This is a genomic window from Kribbella sp. NPDC051936 (assembly GCF_040680955.1).
GTDB lineage: Bacteria > Actinomycetota > Actinomycetes > Propionibacteriales > Kribbellaceae > Kribbella.
The window spans coordinates 150908-164900 of the sequence record NZ_JBFAXS010000001.1 but is presented as its reverse complement, the minus strand read 5'-3'; the positions used below and the strand labels follow the sequence as shown (position 1 = coordinate 164900).

16 protein-coding genes are annotated in these 13993 nt (G+C 70.0%); 9 read left to right on the top strand and 7 right to left on the bottom strand.

Translation table 11 applies throughout. From position 1 onward, the window contains the following. Window positions 1–48: 48 nt before the first annotated feature. On the bottom strand, window positions 49–192 hold the full coding sequence (locus AB0L64_RS00825) for a hypothetical protein (protein WP_363706352.1): 144 nt from the start codon (window positions 190–192) through the stop codon (window positions 49–51). Between the two features lie 41 nt (window positions 193–233). Then, window positions 234–2480, bottom strand: coding sequence for an AAA family ATPase (locus tag AB0L64_RS00820; RefSeq protein ID WP_363706350.1), 2247 nt, complete (start codon window positions 2478–2480; stop codon window positions 234–236). A 183-nt stretch (window positions 2481–2663) separates the two neighbouring features. Between AB0L64_RS00820 and AB0L64_RS00815 the strand changes: the two genes are divergently transcribed. Further along, a complete protein-coding gene (locus AB0L64_RS00815; RefSeq protein ID WP_363706348.1) occupies window positions 2664–3191 on the top strand; it encodes an NAD(P)H-dependent oxidoreductase in 528 nt (175 codons plus the stop codon). Between the two features lie 30 nt (window positions 3192–3221). Beyond that, window positions 3222–4241 carry an LLM class flavin-dependent oxidoreductase gene (locus tag AB0L64_RS00810; RefSeq protein ID WP_363706345.1) on the top strand — a complete coding sequence of 340 codons (1020 nt, stop codon included), beginning with the start codon at window positions 3222–3224 and terminating at the stop codon, window positions 4239–4241. A gap of 62 nt (window positions 4242–4303) precedes the next feature. Here AB0L64_RS00810 and AB0L64_RS00805 read toward each other — a convergent pair whose 3' ends face one another. Continuing rightward, a complete protein-coding gene (locus tag AB0L64_RS00805) occupies window positions 4304–4837 on the bottom strand; it encodes an Lrp/AsnC family transcriptional regulator (RefSeq protein ID WP_363706343.1) in 534 nt (177 codons plus the stop codon). A gap of 132 nt (window positions 4838–4969) precedes the next feature. On the opposite strand from AB0L64_RS00805, the gene AB0L64_RS00800 reads away from it, so the two are divergent. The 4 genes from AB0L64_RS00800 to AB0L64_RS00785 all read left to right on the top strand — a co-directional run bounded on the left by AB0L64_RS00800 (window position 4970) and on the right by AB0L64_RS00785 (window position 7735). Beyond that, window positions 4970–6118 (top strand): PLP-dependent aspartate aminotransferase family protein, encoded by a 1149-nt coding sequence (locus AB0L64_RS00800; RefSeq protein WP_363706341.1) that lies wholly within the window; start codon window positions 4970–4972, stop codon window positions 6116–6118. Between the two features lie 169 nt (window positions 6119–6287). Then, window positions 6288–6644 carry a helix-turn-helix transcriptional regulator gene (locus tag AB0L64_RS00795; RefSeq protein ID WP_359935962.1) on the top strand — a complete coding sequence of 119 codons (357 nt, stop codon included), beginning with the start codon at window positions 6288–6290 and terminating at the stop codon, window positions 6642–6644. 45 nt (window positions 6645–6689) lie between these two features. Then, window positions 6690–7346: a phosphotransferase gene (locus AB0L64_RS00790; RefSeq protein ID WP_363706338.1), complete on the top strand. Its 657-nt coding sequence runs from the start codon at window positions 6690–6692 to the stop codon at window positions 7344–7346. Further along, complete coding sequence (locus AB0L64_RS00785) at window positions 7343–7735, top strand: GNAT family N-acetyltransferase (RefSeq protein ID WP_363706336.1); 393 nt, start codon at window positions 7343–7345, stop codon at window positions 7733–7735. Before AB0L64_RS00790 ends, AB0L64_RS00785 begins: the two co-directional genes overlap by 4 nt. Here AB0L64_RS00785 and AB0L64_RS00780 read toward each other — a convergent pair. Further along, window positions 7722–8597, bottom strand: coding sequence for a hypothetical protein (locus AB0L64_RS00780; RefSeq protein ID WP_363706334.1), 876 nt, complete (start codon window positions 8595–8597; stop codon window positions 7722–7724). The two genes, AB0L64_RS00785 and AB0L64_RS00780, sit on opposite strands and share 14 nt — an antisense overlap. 95 nt (window positions 8598–8692) lie before the next feature. On the opposite strand from AB0L64_RS00780, the gene AB0L64_RS00775 reads away from it, so the two are divergent. Together AB0L64_RS00775 and AB0L64_RS00770 are read left to right on the top strand one after the other, a co-directional pair. Beyond that, window positions 8693–9895 carry an MFS transporter gene (locus AB0L64_RS00775; protein WP_363706332.1) on the top strand — a complete coding sequence of 401 codons (1203 nt, stop codon included), beginning with the start codon at window positions 8693–8695 and terminating at the stop codon, window positions 9893–9895. Between the two features lie 35 nt (window positions 9896–9930). After that, window positions 9931–10845: a DMT family transporter gene (locus AB0L64_RS00770; RefSeq protein WP_363706330.1), complete on the top strand. Its 915-nt coding sequence runs from the start codon at window positions 9931–9933 to the stop codon at window positions 10843–10845. Here the strand turns inward: AB0L64_RS00770 and AB0L64_RS00765 are convergent. Then, window positions 10782–11459, bottom strand: a complete 678-nt coding sequence (locus AB0L64_RS00765) for a TetR/AcrR family transcriptional regulator C-terminal domain-containing protein (protein ID WP_363706328.1) — start codon at window positions 11457–11459, stop codon at window positions 10782–10784. The two genes, AB0L64_RS00770 and AB0L64_RS00765, sit on opposite strands and share 64 nt — an antisense overlap. A 47-nt stretch (window positions 11460–11506) precedes the next feature. On the opposite strand from AB0L64_RS00765, the gene AB0L64_RS00760 reads away from it, so the two are divergent. Next, window positions 11507–12418 carry an SDR family oxidoreductase gene (locus tag AB0L64_RS00760; protein ID WP_363706326.1) on the top strand — a complete coding sequence of 304 codons (912 nt, stop codon included), beginning with the start codon at window positions 11507–11509 and terminating at the stop codon, window positions 12416–12418. A gap of 107 nt (window positions 12419–12525) precedes the next feature. Here the strand turns inward: AB0L64_RS00760 and AB0L64_RS00755 are convergent, their stop codons facing one another. Together AB0L64_RS00755 and AB0L64_RS00750 are read right to left on the bottom strand one after the other, a co-directional pair. Then, a complete protein-coding gene (locus AB0L64_RS00755) occupies window positions 12526–13329 on the bottom strand; it encodes an MBL fold metallo-hydrolase (RefSeq protein ID WP_363706324.1) in 804 nt (267 codons plus the stop codon). Between the two features lie 15 nt (window positions 13330–13344). Then, window positions 13345–13941 (bottom strand): LysE/ArgO family amino acid transporter, encoded by a 597-nt coding sequence (locus AB0L64_RS00750; RefSeq protein WP_363706322.1) that lies wholly within the window; start codon window positions 13939–13941, stop codon window positions 13345–13347. Window positions 13942–13993: the final 52 nt, after the last annotated feature.

The following is a 13993-nucleotide window of genomic DNA, read 5'->3' as shown; positions in this document are numbered from 1 at the left end:
ACTTTCTGCTGTCCATGCTTCAGCGGGGACTGTGCTCGTCGTGGGCCTTCACTGACCTGCGCCGAAGTCGTTCAGCGTGAGCTTGTCGCGGGTCGTGCCGCACCCCAGACAGCGTTGGTAGCGCTGCCCTTCCTCGTTGTGCTCGGTCTTCCACGTGTGCAGGTGGAGCCGACATCGAAGCGGCCTCTTCATCTTTCGACGGTAGGCCGCTAGACCGGTATCGAACAGGCCCGTCAGCCGCGGTTTTCCCAGGCCGGCAGGCCTTCGAGTACGTCGGGTAGCGCGCCGACGACACCCAGGCGTTGAGTGCAGCGCGTGAGGGCGACGTACAGGTCGCGGAGGCCGCGTGGCGACTCGATCACGATGCCGTCGGGGTCGACGACCAGGACCGAGTCGAACTCCAGGCCCTTGGCTTCGCGGGCGGTGAGAACTGTGACGCCGGACAGGCCGTCGACCGCCTCCTGGATCAGCTCGAGCCGGTTGCGCGACGTGATCACGCCGACCTCGCCGTACGCCGTCTCCTCGGCCGCCATCTTGTACACGTAGAGCGCCTGTTCGGCCGCCGGTACGTCGATGTGCCACGGCCGCGCGCCCGTGGAGCGGACCGACTGCGGCGCCCGTGCCGACGGATCGACCGCCAGCAGGACGGCCTGCGCGAGCTCCATCACCTCGGCCGGGGTGCGGTAGTTCAGCGTCAGCTCTGCCAGCCGCCACCGGTCGCCGAACGTCTCACCGAGCGCGGACGACCACGTCGTACCGCCGCCGATCGAGCTCGTCTGGGCCACATCGCCGACCACCGTCATCGACCGCAGCGGGCACCGCCGCGCGATCGCCCGCCACGCCATCGGCGACAACTCCTGCGCCTCGTCGACGATCACGTGACCGTACGTCCACCGCCGGTCCGCCGAGGCTCGGTCGGCGAGCGTCCGGTCGTCGTCCGCCTCGTAGCGCTCGGCCAGCGCCTCGGCGTCGAGAATGTCCTTCGCGGTCAGGATCTCGGCCTCGTCGTCCTCGTCCCAGTCCGTCGAACCCGAGCCGGACAGCACGTCCAGCGCCCCTTGCGCATAAGCAACGGCCCGCGCCCGCGCCGCACGCTCCCGTGCGGCCTCGGACCCGTCGTCGCCGAGCAGCTCCGCCGCCTCGTCCAGCAGCGGTACGTCGGACGGGCTCCAGTCGTCGCCGTACCGCAGCAGGTGCTCGCGGTCGAGCTCCGACAGCTGCGGCGCCGCCGACGCGAGCCGGGCCTCGTCGCCGTACAGGTCCTCGAGCAGCCGCTGCGGGCTGAGCAACGGCCACAGCTGCTCCAGCAACGCGACCACCGCGGGCTCGGAGAGCACTTCCTTGCGCAGCTCGGACAGCTCGTAGTCGTCGAGGAGCTGCTCGCCGTCGAGCGGGTCGGTGCCGATCAGCTCGGCGTACTGGTTGGTGAGGTGGTCGGTGATCTCGTTCAGCACGAAGGGTCGCGCCTGGTTGTGGGTGAGGTTGCGGTTGCGCACGCGCTCGTGGGCGGCACCGACGAACGCCGGGTCGAGCGTGAGCTCGGTCCGCTCCACCGAGACCCGCACCGGGTGCTCCGGCAACCATTGCCGGTCGGCGACCGCCTGCGCGATCACGTCGGCCATCACCGTCCGGCCCTTGACCTCCGCGCTTTCCGGCGTCTCCGGGCGGGTCGCGGTCAGCCCGGGGAACAACTCGGCGATGGTGACCAGCCGGACGCCGTCCTCGCCGAGCGACGGCAGCACCTGGCCGATGAATCGCAGGAATGCGGCATTCGGCCCGACGACGAGAATTCCGCGCTTTTCCAGTTGTTCGCGGTGGGTGTACAGCAGAAAGGCCGCGCGGTGCAGCGCGATGGCGGTCTTCCCGGTGCCCGGCCCGCCCTGGACGACGAGGATTCCGGGGAGTTCGGAGCGGATGATCCGGTCCTGGTCGGCCTGGATGGTCTGGACGATCGACTCCATCCGGCCGGTCCGGCGGGCCTCCAGCGCCTTCATCAGCACGGCCTCGCCGATCACGCCGGTGCCGGGTTTCGACGCGTCGGCGGCCTCCCGGCCGAGGTCGAGCTGCTCGTCCTGGACGTCGACCACGCGGCGCAGCCGGGTCTGGATGTGCCGGCGGCGGACGACGCCGTGGTTGGCGACCGCGGTCGCGATGTAGAACGGCCGCGCCGCCGGGGCGCGCCAGTCCACCAGGAGCGGCTCGTAGTCGTCGTCGTGCAGGCCGATCCGGCCGAGGTGCAGGACCTCGCCGTCGGCGGTGTCCAGGCGGCCGAAGTACAGCCCCTCCTCGGCGGCGTTCAGGCGCGCCTGCCGGAGTTTGAGGTCACGGATCCGGCCGTCGCGCTGGTGCAGTGCCTGCGCGTTGCGGGTGCGGACGAGTTGCTCGTCGTCGGTGCGGGCGTCGGTCCGCGCGCGCTCGGCGTCCAGCGCGGCGTAGAAAGTGGTCAGGTGTGCCTGTTCGGCATCGACTGGATTCGGCAATTCCTGTCCCTTGTGCTAAAATACGTCCCGTTGGTTTTCAGGCCGCATTTCTGGAATTCTCCCCGCGGCAGTCACAAATCCTTGAGTTTATCCCGTCACCGGCTTTTCCTGAAGTGGTGTTCCGGGACTGCTGGTTGAGACGCCTTGACCTCAAGTCTTGTTGAGGTATTAGCGTCGTTCGACGTGACTGTTCATCCGCTGCGGCTCGTCGTGCTGACCCGCAATCTGGAGGTGGGCCGGTTCGGGACGGCGGTCACGCGGTGGTTCGCGCGGGAGGTCGAGCGGGCCGACGAGTTCAAGCTCGATCTGATCGACCTGAGCCTGCTGCCGCTGACCGAGCTGCCCGCGCGGATCGACGATGCGGACGCGGTACTGATCGTCACCGCCGAGTACAACCACGCCTATCCGGGCGACGTGAAGACCGCGATCGACGCCGTACGCCGGCCCTGGTACGCCAAGCCGGTCGGCTTCGTGGTGTACGGCGGACGCTCGGGCGGGCTGCGGGCGGCCGAGCAGCTCCGTCTCGTCTTCGGCGAGCTGCACGCGGTCACGATCCGCGACAGCCTCGGCTTCCGCGAAGAGGACTTCACCGCGGATGGCGAGCCCGTCGACCCGACCACCTCCGGCGCCGCGGCCGCGCTGCTGCGTCAGCTCGCCTGGTGGGCCCGCTGCCTGCGCGACGCCCGCGCGGACACGCCGTACCCGGAATAGGCGGCCGCGGGCCGCGGTTGGCAGTTGAACGTGAGTGCTGAAGCGATGCCCCTGTCCGTGCTCGACCTCTCGCCGGTGCCGACAGGTACACGGCCGTCGGAGGCGTTGCACGAGACGCTGGAACTGGCCCGCACCGCGGAAGCGGCCGGCTACTACCGGTACTGGCTGGCGGAGCACCACAACATCCCGAGCGTCGCGAGCTCGACCCCCGAGGTGATGATCGCGGCGGTCGCGGCGGCGACGTCGACGATCCGGGTCGGATCCGGCGGCATCATGCTGCCGAACCACTCGCCGCTCAAGGTCGCCGAGACGTTCCGCGTCCTCGGCGGGCTGTACCCGGACCGCATCGACCTCGGCATCGGCCGCGCGCCGGGCACCGACCAGCGCACGGCGCTCGCGTTGCGCCGCAGCCGCGAGGCGCTCGGCGCCGACGACTTCACCGAGCAGTACGCCGAACTCCGCGCGTACGCCGAAGGGTTCCCGGCGGGGCATCCGTTCGAGCCGATCAGCGCCCAGCCCGACGACGTACCGCTGCCGCCGGTGTGGATCCTCGGCTCCAGCACGTACGGCGGTCAGGCGGCCGCCGCGCTCGGGACCGGATTCGCCTACGCGGGGCATTTCGGGACGCTCGATCCGGCCGGCGTGATCTCGGCGTACAAGACCAACTACCAGCGCTTCGAGCACGACGGCGGCCCGCACGCGATCCTGGCGCTGGCCGCGATCGTCGCCGAGACCGAGGAGCGCGCGCAGCAGCTCGCCCGCGCCAACGCCCTGTCCATGCTCCGCCTGCGCTCCGGCCGGCCGGGTCCGCTCCCGTCCCCGGAAGAGGCCGAGGCCTACCCGTGGTCCGAGGCGGAAGAGGCCGCTGTCGAGGAGTGGGCCGGCCTGGTGTCCGTCGGCACGCCTGACCAGGTGGCCGGCGACCTCCGCCGCCGGGCCGACGCCGCCGGGGCCGACGAGCTGATCATCACCACCAACATCCACAACCCGGCCGAACGCCGCCGCTCGTTCCAGCTGCTCGCCGAAGCCTGGGGCCTGAAGCCCCGCTGAACCGCGGACCTGTGCCACTCACCAACACCCCGCCAACCGAGCACGACCGGGTCAGCTGCGCTTCAGCGCGGCGATTTGGGCGCGGTTGGTGAGCGCTGCGCGTCCGCCGTCCCGCGGACGTGTTCGAAGATCAGGCTCGTCTCCGCGTGGCTGACCGCCGGGTCGGCGGTCAGGTGCTCCAGCACGAACTCCCGGAGCGCGTCCGGGGTCGCCGCGCTGACGTGCAGCAGGTAGTCGTTGGCGCCGCTGACATGGAACAGCGACAGCACACCCGGCAGGCCGGGCACCTTCGTGCGGAACCGGTCGATCTCGTCGCGGGAGTGCGCCCCGATGCGGATCGCGATCAGCGCCTGCAGCGGCCGGCCCAGCGCGGCCAGGTCCACGTCGGCGTGGAACCCGCGGATCACGCCGCGCTCGCGTAACGACCGGACGCGGGTCAGGCACGTCGACGGCGCGATGCCGGCCGCCTCGGCGAGCGCGTTGTTCGGCATCCGGCCGTCCGCGGCCAGCAGGCCGACGAGCGTCCGGTCGATCTCGTCGAGCCCGTCCGGCACCGGCCGCGGCGCCGGTCCCGGGCTCCGACGATCCTTCGGCATACCACCACTGTAGAGCTCGTCCACAGAATCCACAGCGTGTGGATGACGCTGTGGACGAATTTGCTTCGGAACTATTGCGGCTCGCGCGCAGAAGATTCCATCCTCCTCCACAACCCCGGTGAGGAGGCAGCGATGACCCAGCTGGACACCAGGTCGGTGCACGCCGGCCGCGACGACCTGGCCGCCCTCGGCGTCCACGTCCCCCCGATCGACCTGTCCACCACCTACCCGCTCCCCGGCGTCGACGCCGGCGGAGCGTCGTACGACGAACTCGCCGAGGGTCGCGGGCCCGACGGCGGGAGCCTCGTCTACCAGCGCCTGTGGAACCCGACCGTCGCGCGCTTCGAGGACGCGCTCGCCGAGCTGGAGTACACCGACGGCGCGGTCGCGTTCGGGTCGGGCATGGCCGCGCTCACCGCGTGCCTGCTCGCCACCGTCGCCGCGGGCCGCCCGCACGTGGTCGCCGTACGCCCGCTGTACGGTGGCAGCGACCACTTGTTATCCACAGGCCTCCTGGGGACAACCGTCACGTATGTGGATCCGGCCGGCGTCGTCGCCGCGATCCAGCCGGACACGGGTCTGGTGATCGTGGAGACGCCGGCGAACCCGACCGTCGACCTCGTCGACATCGCGTCCGTCGCCGCGGCCGCGGGTGACGTCGCTGTCCTGGTGGACAACACCTTCGCGACACCCGTGCTGCAACAGCCGGCCCGGCACGGGGCGAGCCTGGTGTTGCACTCGGCAACCAAGTACCTCGGCGGTCACGGCGACGTCATGGGAGGCGTCGTCGCGGCCGGCGTGGAGTGGATCAGCCGGCTTCGGCAGGTCCGCGCTGTAACAGGTGGCCTGCTGCATCCGTTGGCGGCGTACGAACTGCACAGGGGACTGCAGACGCTGCCGGTGCGAGTACGGGCGCAGCAGGCGACCGCGATCAAGGTCGCGGACTGGCTCTCCGCGCAACCCGCCGTCGAGCGCGTCCACTATCCCGGACTGACCGACCCGTCCGGCTTGATCGGCCGCCAGCAGGTGGGCCCGGGCGCGGTCCTCGCCTTCACGCTCAGCGGCGGTTACGCAGCGGCGTCCCAGGTGGCGAGCCGCGTGAAGCTGATCACCCACGCCGTCTCGCTGGGCGGAGTCGACACGCTGATCCAGCACCCCGCCGCCCTCACCCACCGCCTCGTAGCCGCCGACGCGAAGCCGTCACCCGGCCTCCTCCGCCTGAGCCTCGGCCTAGAAGACCCCGAAGACCTAACCAACGACCTCGCCGAGGCTCTCGCCTGACCACACTTTGGGCACCCACCAACCACTTTCCGCCCTCGAAAGTGGTTGGTGCGTGCACAAAGTGGATTCTGCGGAGGGCAGAAAGTCTGCTCAGGGCAGATTCGGGGCGGAGGGCCTGGGTGGGGTGGCACACTCGGTACAGGAGATCCGGACGCGAGGAGGGCCAGACGTGTTGCTACGCCAGGTGATCGGGAACGTGTTCCGCCGGCTGCGGCACGAGCGGGGAATCACCCTGCGTGAGCTCGCCGAGCTGGCCCAGGTGTCGGTGCCGTACCTGTCCGAGATCGAGCGCGGCCGCAAGGAGCCGTCCTCGGAGATCCTCGCCGCGATCTGCCGGGCGCTCGGGCTGGAGCTGTCCGACCTGCTGTCCGAGGTGCAGTTCGACCTGACCACCGCGGTCCGGAAGACGCTGCCGGTCCGGCTGCAGACCGCCGCGATCCGGGTCGAGGACCGCGGTGCACAGCGCATCCCGTCCGGTCCGCGCGCCTATTCCGCCCCGGCCACGGCGTACACGCTGGTCGCCTAGAAAAATCAGTCACGCCGGGCCGGCCGATGTCCCTAGCCTGACCTGGTGCCGAACTATGTGAAGCGCCGGAAGCCCGCCGCGCCGGGCTCGATCCCGGCCCTCCTGAGCATGTTCCAGAACGAGGTCCGGTTCTACCAGGAGATCGCGCCGGTCGTCGGCGTACGCGTACCCGAGTGCTACCAGGCCGAGTCCGGTCCGGCCGGAACGCGCCTGGAGCTGGAAGACATGTCCGGCTGGACGCCCGGGGCTGGGGATGTCCTGGTGGCCGGGCTGTACGACCGCACGTGGCCGGCGTTGGCGAAGCGGTCGGACCTGTCCGCCCCTGTTCGTGCGTTCGGCGAGCGGCTGGTGGGCAGGGTGCTCGACGCGGAGGCCGAGGTGGCGTGGGCGGGTGAGCCGACGTTGGTGCACGGCGACGCGTCGGCGGCGAACATGCGGACCGGACCGGACGGCGTGGTCGCGCTGCTCGACTGGGAGGACGTGTCGGCGGCGCCCGGCGTGCTCGATCTGGCCTGGTTCCTGGTGTCGTCGGTGGAGCCGGCGAGGTGGGACGAGGCGCTGACGGCGTACGGCGATCAGAACGGCTTGAGCGCCGTCCTGCCGTCGGTCGCAATCCAGGGGTATCTGAGCCTTGCGGACCTGCCGGACGGTTCGGCCGTCGAGTGGAACGCTCGCCTGGAAGCGGCGGTGGGGATGCTGTGAAGTACGTCGTGCGGTTCCCGGTCGACGATCGCGAGTTGTCCGCGCTGCATGCGGCCGCGTTCGACAGTGCAGTGAACTTGCAGCCCTGGGGCGCGCAGCTGGAGCGGTGGGCGCTGACCTGGGTAGGGGCCTTTAGCAACGATCAGCTGGTCGGGTTCGTCCAGGTGTGCTGGGACGGCGGGTCGCACGCGTTCGTGCTGGACACCGCCGTCCACCCCGACCACGGCCGGCAGGGCATCGGCAAGCAGCTCGTGCTGACCGCGGCCGAGGAGGCTCGCCTGGCCGGGTGCGAGTGGCTGCACGTCGACTACGAGCCGCACCTCAAACCCTTCTACGAGGACGCCTGCGGCTTCCGCCCGACCGACGCGGGCCTGCTCAAGCTCCGGTGACGGTCAGGCCTTCAGTGGAGATGCACGACGTCAGGCAGCGTTCCTTCGCGTCGCCGAGCAGGTCCGCGGTCCAGGTGGTGAAGCCGCCGTCGCCCAGTCCTGCGCCACCGCGGTCGATGCCGAGCGCGGTGCCGGCGTAGTAGCCGGCGCTCTTGGTCCGCTCGGTGTCCTCGGTGAACGCGACGCCGAGCGCCGGGCGGACGGTGTCCTCGATCCGGTCGCGCAGTGCGGACGGCGTGAACGCCGTGAAGGTGAGCTCGGCCTTCTCGCCGAGTACGGCGTGCCAGAAGCTCAGGTGGTCGATCAGCAGCTCCGCCTCGGTCCGGCACGACCCGGTGTCCCGCGCGCTCGACACCAGCACGAACAGCTCGAAGTGCGCCGACATCCCCGGCCCGTCGAACGGTTGCGCGCGGACGACCCGCTGGCACGCCGCCAGGTGGACGCGGTCCTGCCCGGCACGACGTCGTACGGCGGCCTCGACGGCCAGCTCGTTGGTCGGATCGCTGGCGACCTCAGTGCCGCGGATGGTGCTGACCACCTGGTGCTGGTTGATGGTCGCGACCGCCGAACTCGTCCCCAGCGGCGTGATCGGGGACAGCTGCACGCCGTCGAACTTCGCCGGCAGCAGGTCCCAGAGCCGCTGCTGGGTCTTCACCAGCTCCCGCGGATCGATGGTGGACGGCCGCACGAACCGGTCCTGCTGCCAGCGCTGCAGGAGCCGCGCCGGCGTCACCTTGGCGGCGCGCTCCCGCGTCACGTCCAGCAGGACCGATTGCAGCTCGGACTGGCTCAACCCGTCGACAAGAGCGTCCCGGCTGCCCGCGGGCAACTTCGCCCAGAATCGTTCGCTGACGTCTCCCATCGCTCTACTCTGACGGACAATTCGGGTGATCCGCGCGCCATTTTTGCCGTATCTTCGGATCTATGAGCCCCCCGCGTTGACGCACCGATCGAGGGTTGTCGCTCCGGATCATCGCCTTCGAGGCGTTGCAGGACTTCATCCCGCTCTACCCGCTGTATCAGCTGCTGTTCGCCGACCACGGGCTGTCGGCTGCCCAGATCTCGACGCTGTTCGTCATCTGGTCGGCGACCGGATTCGTGCTCGAGGTGCCGTCCGGCGCCTGGGCCGACACGTATTCGCGGCGCAAGCTGCTGATCCTCGGCGCCTTGCTCAGCGCTGTCGGGTACGCCGCGTGGGTCTCGCTGCCGTCGTACGCCGGCTTCGCGCTCGGCTTCGTGCTCTGGGGAACGTCGTCCGCGCTGATCTCGGGCACCTACGAGGCGTTCGTGTACGACGAGCTGGCGGCGCGGGACCGCACCGAGCACTTCCCGACGCTGCTCGGCCGCGCGCGCTCCGCGTCGTTCGTGATGAACCTGGCGGCGACCGCGCTGGCGACACCACTGTTCGACCTCGGCGGATACGCCCTGGCCGGGGTGGTGAGCGTGCTGAGCTGCCTGACCCAGGCCGCCGTCGCGTGGTCGTTGCCCGAGGCGCGCGCGGTCGAGGCTGCGCGGGAGTCGGACGAACCTGGTGCCCGGGCAGCGTTCGCCGCTTACCTGGCCATGTTGAAGTCCGGTGTGGCCGAGGTGCTCACGAGTCGACTGGTGCGGCGGGCGGTTCTTCTGGTCGCGCTGCTCGGCGGGTTCCTGGCGTTCGACGAGTACTTCCCGCTGCTCGCCCGCGAGATCGGGGCTGCGACCGGCGTGATCCCGTTGCTGATCGCCGGAACCGTTGCCGCGCAGGCGATCGGCGGCGCGCTCGCCGGACCGGCCTACAAGTTGCCAGCAGCAACCTTCGCGGCCGGTCTGGCGGCGACGGCGGTGCTGATCGCGACCGGTTCGCTGAGCGGATCCGCGTGGGGCTTCCTGCCGATCGCGATCGGGTACGGCGTCATGCAGCTGGTGATCGTGGTGTCCGAGTCGCGGTTGCAGGATGCGATTACCGGCCCGGCGCGGGCGACCGTGACGTCGGTGTCCGGCCTGTTCGCGGAGGTCTCCGCGATCGCGGTGTACGGCGGATTCGCGCTCGGATCGCTGTGGTTCACGATGTCGGTCCTCGTGGCGGCGTTGACGATCCCGGTGCTGCTGACGGCGTTCGTCGTACCGTTCACGCTGCCGGCGCCGCGCAGTTCGGTCAGCGCCGAAGTGAGTGACACCTAGCCTCACATCATGGGCTTCGAGGACGTTCCACACGTATGAGGAAACAGGGTGCGCTCGCCGCCGGTGCGGCCGCGGTGACGGTGGTGTTGTGGGCATCGGCGTTCGTCGCGATCCGGCACGTCGGTGAGGAGATCTCGGCGGGCGCCCTGTCGCTGGGCCGGCTGCTGATCGGCAGCGTGCTGCTCGGGATCTTCGTCTTCAGCCGGCCGCGCCGATGGCCGGCTCGGGCGGACTGGAAGTACCTGCTGGTCTGCGGGCTGCTCTGGTTCGGGGGCTACAACGTCGCGCTGAACGCGGCCGAGCGGCACCTCGACGCCGGGACCACGTCGATGCTGGTGAACACCGGGCCGCTGCTGATCGCCCTGCTGGCCGGGATGGTGCTGGGTGAGGGATTCCCGCGCCAGTTGGTGATCGGCAGTCTGGTCGCGTTCGGCGGAGTGGTGGTGATCGGCCTGTCGTCCTCGCACGGCGGCGCCGATGCCTGGGGCGTGATGCTCTGTGTGGTGGCCGCGGCGGCGTACGCGATCGGTGTTGTGGCACAGAAGCCGTTGCTGGGGCGTCTGCCCGCACTCGAGGTGACCTGGTTGTCCTGCGTGATCGGCGCCGTCGCCTGCCTGCCGTTCGGGCCGACGCTGCTGCGCGAGGTGTCCGACGCACGCCCGTCCACCGTGTGGTGGGTGGTGTTCCTCGGTGCGTTTCCGACCGCGATCGCGTTCACCACCTGGGCTTACGCGCTCGCCCGGACGACGGCCGGCCGGATGGGCGCCACGACGTACCTCGTGCCGCCGATCACGATCTTCCTCGGCTGGCTGCTTCTCGGTGAGAGCCCGGTACTGCTGGCTTACGCCGGAGGCCTGCTGTGCCTCGGTGGGGTCGCGATCTCGCGCTACCGGCGGAGGCCGGCGACCAAGGTGGACAGCCCCGATTCGAAGCCGCTGTCGAAGTCGTAGGCGAGCCCGTCCTCGCCGAGCTCGTTGACGATCCGGGCCAGGGTCGGGGCCTTGTCCGCGGGCAGCGCGCGGACGCGGGTCAGCAGGTCGGGGGCGAGCTCGAAGGTCTCCGCCCGGACGGACGCCTCGCCGAGGCTGAAGCCGTGGATGAAATCGATCAGCGTGTTCGCGGCCTCGAAGATCTCGCGCGGCGCGAGACCGGCCCGGTCGAGAGCCCGGTAGAACGGCTCCATCGTGACCACGACGACGTCCGACACCGCGGACGTGTCGGCCAGCACCTGCAGCGCGAGATTCGGGTGCTGCCGCAGACCGTCGCGGTAGGCGCGGGCAGCCACCTTCAGTTGCTCGTCCCACGGCACGGTGTCGCCCGGATCCGGGAGTTCCAGGCCGGCGAACACCAGCTCCGCGAGGCCGGCCAGGACGGCGGCCTTGTTCGGCAGGTGGTGGTACAGCGACATCGGGTTGACCTGCAGCGTGGCCGCGAGCCGCCGCATGGTCAGCGCGTCGATGCCGTCGTCGTCGACGATCCGCAGCGCGGCGGTCAGGATCGCCTCCCGGCTCAGCCGCTCCTCCCCGGCGCGCGGCCGTCCGGAGCGCTTGCCGTCGTTAACCATACGCCGTAGGGTACATAATCGTACAACGTATGGATAAGGAGGGCGGCATGCAGCCGTTGGCGGGGAAGGTGGCGCTGGTGACCGGGGCGACCCGGGCAGCCGGACGGGGGATCGCGGTCGAGCTCGGTGCGGCCGGCGCGACCGTGTACGTGACCGGGCGGAGCACGCGGGAGCGGCGGTCCGAGATGGGCCGCCCCGAGACGATCGAGGAAACCGCGGAGCTGGTCGACAAGGCCGGCGGCCGCGGCATCGCCGTACCGATGGATCATCTGGATCCGGTGCAGGTCCGTGAGCTCGTCGAGCGGATCGAGCGGGAGCAGGGCGCGCTGCACATCCTGGTGAACGACATCTGGGGTCAGAACGGCGAGCCCGAGTGGGACAAGACGGTCTGGGAGAGCGACCTCGACGGCGGTCTCCGGTTGTTGCAGCTTGGCGTGCACACGCATGTGATCACCAGCCACTACGCGCTGCCGTTGCTGATCAAGTCACCCGGTGGCCTGGTGATCGAGATGACCGACGGCACCGACGAGTTCAACGCGGACAACTATCGGGTCTCGTTCTTCTACGACGTCGCGAAAGGCGCGGTCAGCCGGGTCGCGTTCGCCTTGGCGCACGAGCTGGACAAGTACGAGGCGACCGCCGTCCTGCTGACACCCGGCTGGCTGCGGTCGGAGGCGATGCTCGAAGGATTCGGCGTCCGCGAGGAGAACTGGCGGGACGCGACCGAGCGGATCCCGCACTTCGCGATCTCCGAGAGCCCGTCGTACGTCGGCCGCGCGGTGGCGGCGCTGGCGACGGACCCCGACGTACGGCGCTGGAACGGCAAGTCGACGTCGAGCGGCGAGCTCGCCCGGATCTACGGCTTCACCGACCTCGACGGCAGCCGGCCCGACGCGTGGCGCTACATCGTCGAGGTCGAGAACGCCGGCAAGCCCGCCGACACGACCGGCTACCGCTAGACCGGGACCGAAGAACAGGTAGTGCACCCCTGAGACGCTGTACGCGGAGGCGAATCTACGCTCAGGTGCACTACCTCCAGCCGGACACGTCCTGTCGAAATGGCCCGTCAGAGCTTGTGTGGCGGGCAGACGTCGTAGCCCGCGGTCGGGACGGGCATGGCCCGTACCGGATCGACCGACAGTGGTGCGTGCGGGTGTGCGGCCGCGATCGGGACGCCTGTTGCGGCTGCCAGGGTGAGGAGCTCGTGGCGTGAGGTGATGGCCACGGCCGGGTCGCGCTCGTACACGTACGTCAGCTCCGGCCACTGCGCCTGCGCCGGGTGTACCAGCACGTCACCGCCGAGGATCGCCCGCTCCGTCACGACCGACTGATGCCCAGGCGTGTGCCCCGGTGTCGGCACCAGTCGCATCCCCCGTAGCGCGACCTCACCGTCCACCACGCGTAGCTGCCCCGCCTCCTCGAGCGGCCTGATCCGGTTCGAGTACGTCGATCCGCCGCGCACGTGCTCGAGCTCGGCCCGCTGGACGACGTACTCCGCCCGGGGGAACCCTGCCCGCACCCCGTCGGACGCCCACCCCACGTGATCCAGATGCACATGCGTCAACACGACCGCATCCACATCCGCCGCCTCCACACCGACCTGCGCCAGCAGCCCGGGCAGTCGGCCGGCGACCCCCAGCCATTCAGCCGCTTCCCCGCCCGCCGGCCCGACCCCCGCGTCAACCAGCACCACTCCGGCGTCCTCGACCACGAGATAGCTGTGGAAATGCAGGAGCCACGCACCGTCACGAACGTTCCCCGGCATCACCAGCCCGGTCCAAGCAGCCGCCTCTTCGCCCCACTCCGGCAACGCCGTCGAAACCTCTTCGGGGAAAACCGCCACCGCGTCACACAGCACAGTCACGTCCACCGCCCCATTGTGTGATCAGGACAGGAGCATCCAGGTGGCGAGCGTGGTCATCAGGAGGGCGATCGTGGAGTCGAGGAGTTGCCAGGCCCGGGGGCGGGCGAAGAGGGCGGACAGCCTGCGGGAGAAGAAGCCCAGGGAGAAGAACCAGGTGAAGCTGGCGGTGACGGCGCCGAGGCCGTAGAGCCAGCGGCCGTCGGCGCCTCGCTGGTTGGCCAGCGAGCCGAGCACGACGACCGTGTCCAGGTAGACGTGCGGATTCAGGTAGGTGAAGGCCAGACACGTCAGTACGACGCTGCGCAGGGCGGCGGGGGCGTGGTCGGCGGGAGTGATCGAGCCGGGCCTGAGGGCACGTTTGGCGGCCAGGAACGCATACGTGTAAAGGAAAGCGGCACCGCCGAACTTGGCGATGTCGAGGGCCAGCTGGTAACGGGTCAGGAGTGCGCCGAGGCCGAGGATGCCGCTGGAGATCAGCAACGCGTCCGAGAGCGCACAGGTCAGCACCACCGGAAGGACGTGTTCGCGGCGGAGTCCTTGACGCAGGACGAACGCGTTCTGGGCGCCGATCGCGACGATCAGCGACAGTGCCGTGGCGAAACCGGCGAGGAGGGGCATGTCTTCGACCGTAAGCAGCCGACCTGCTGCAAGCCAGCTAAAGATTCTGATG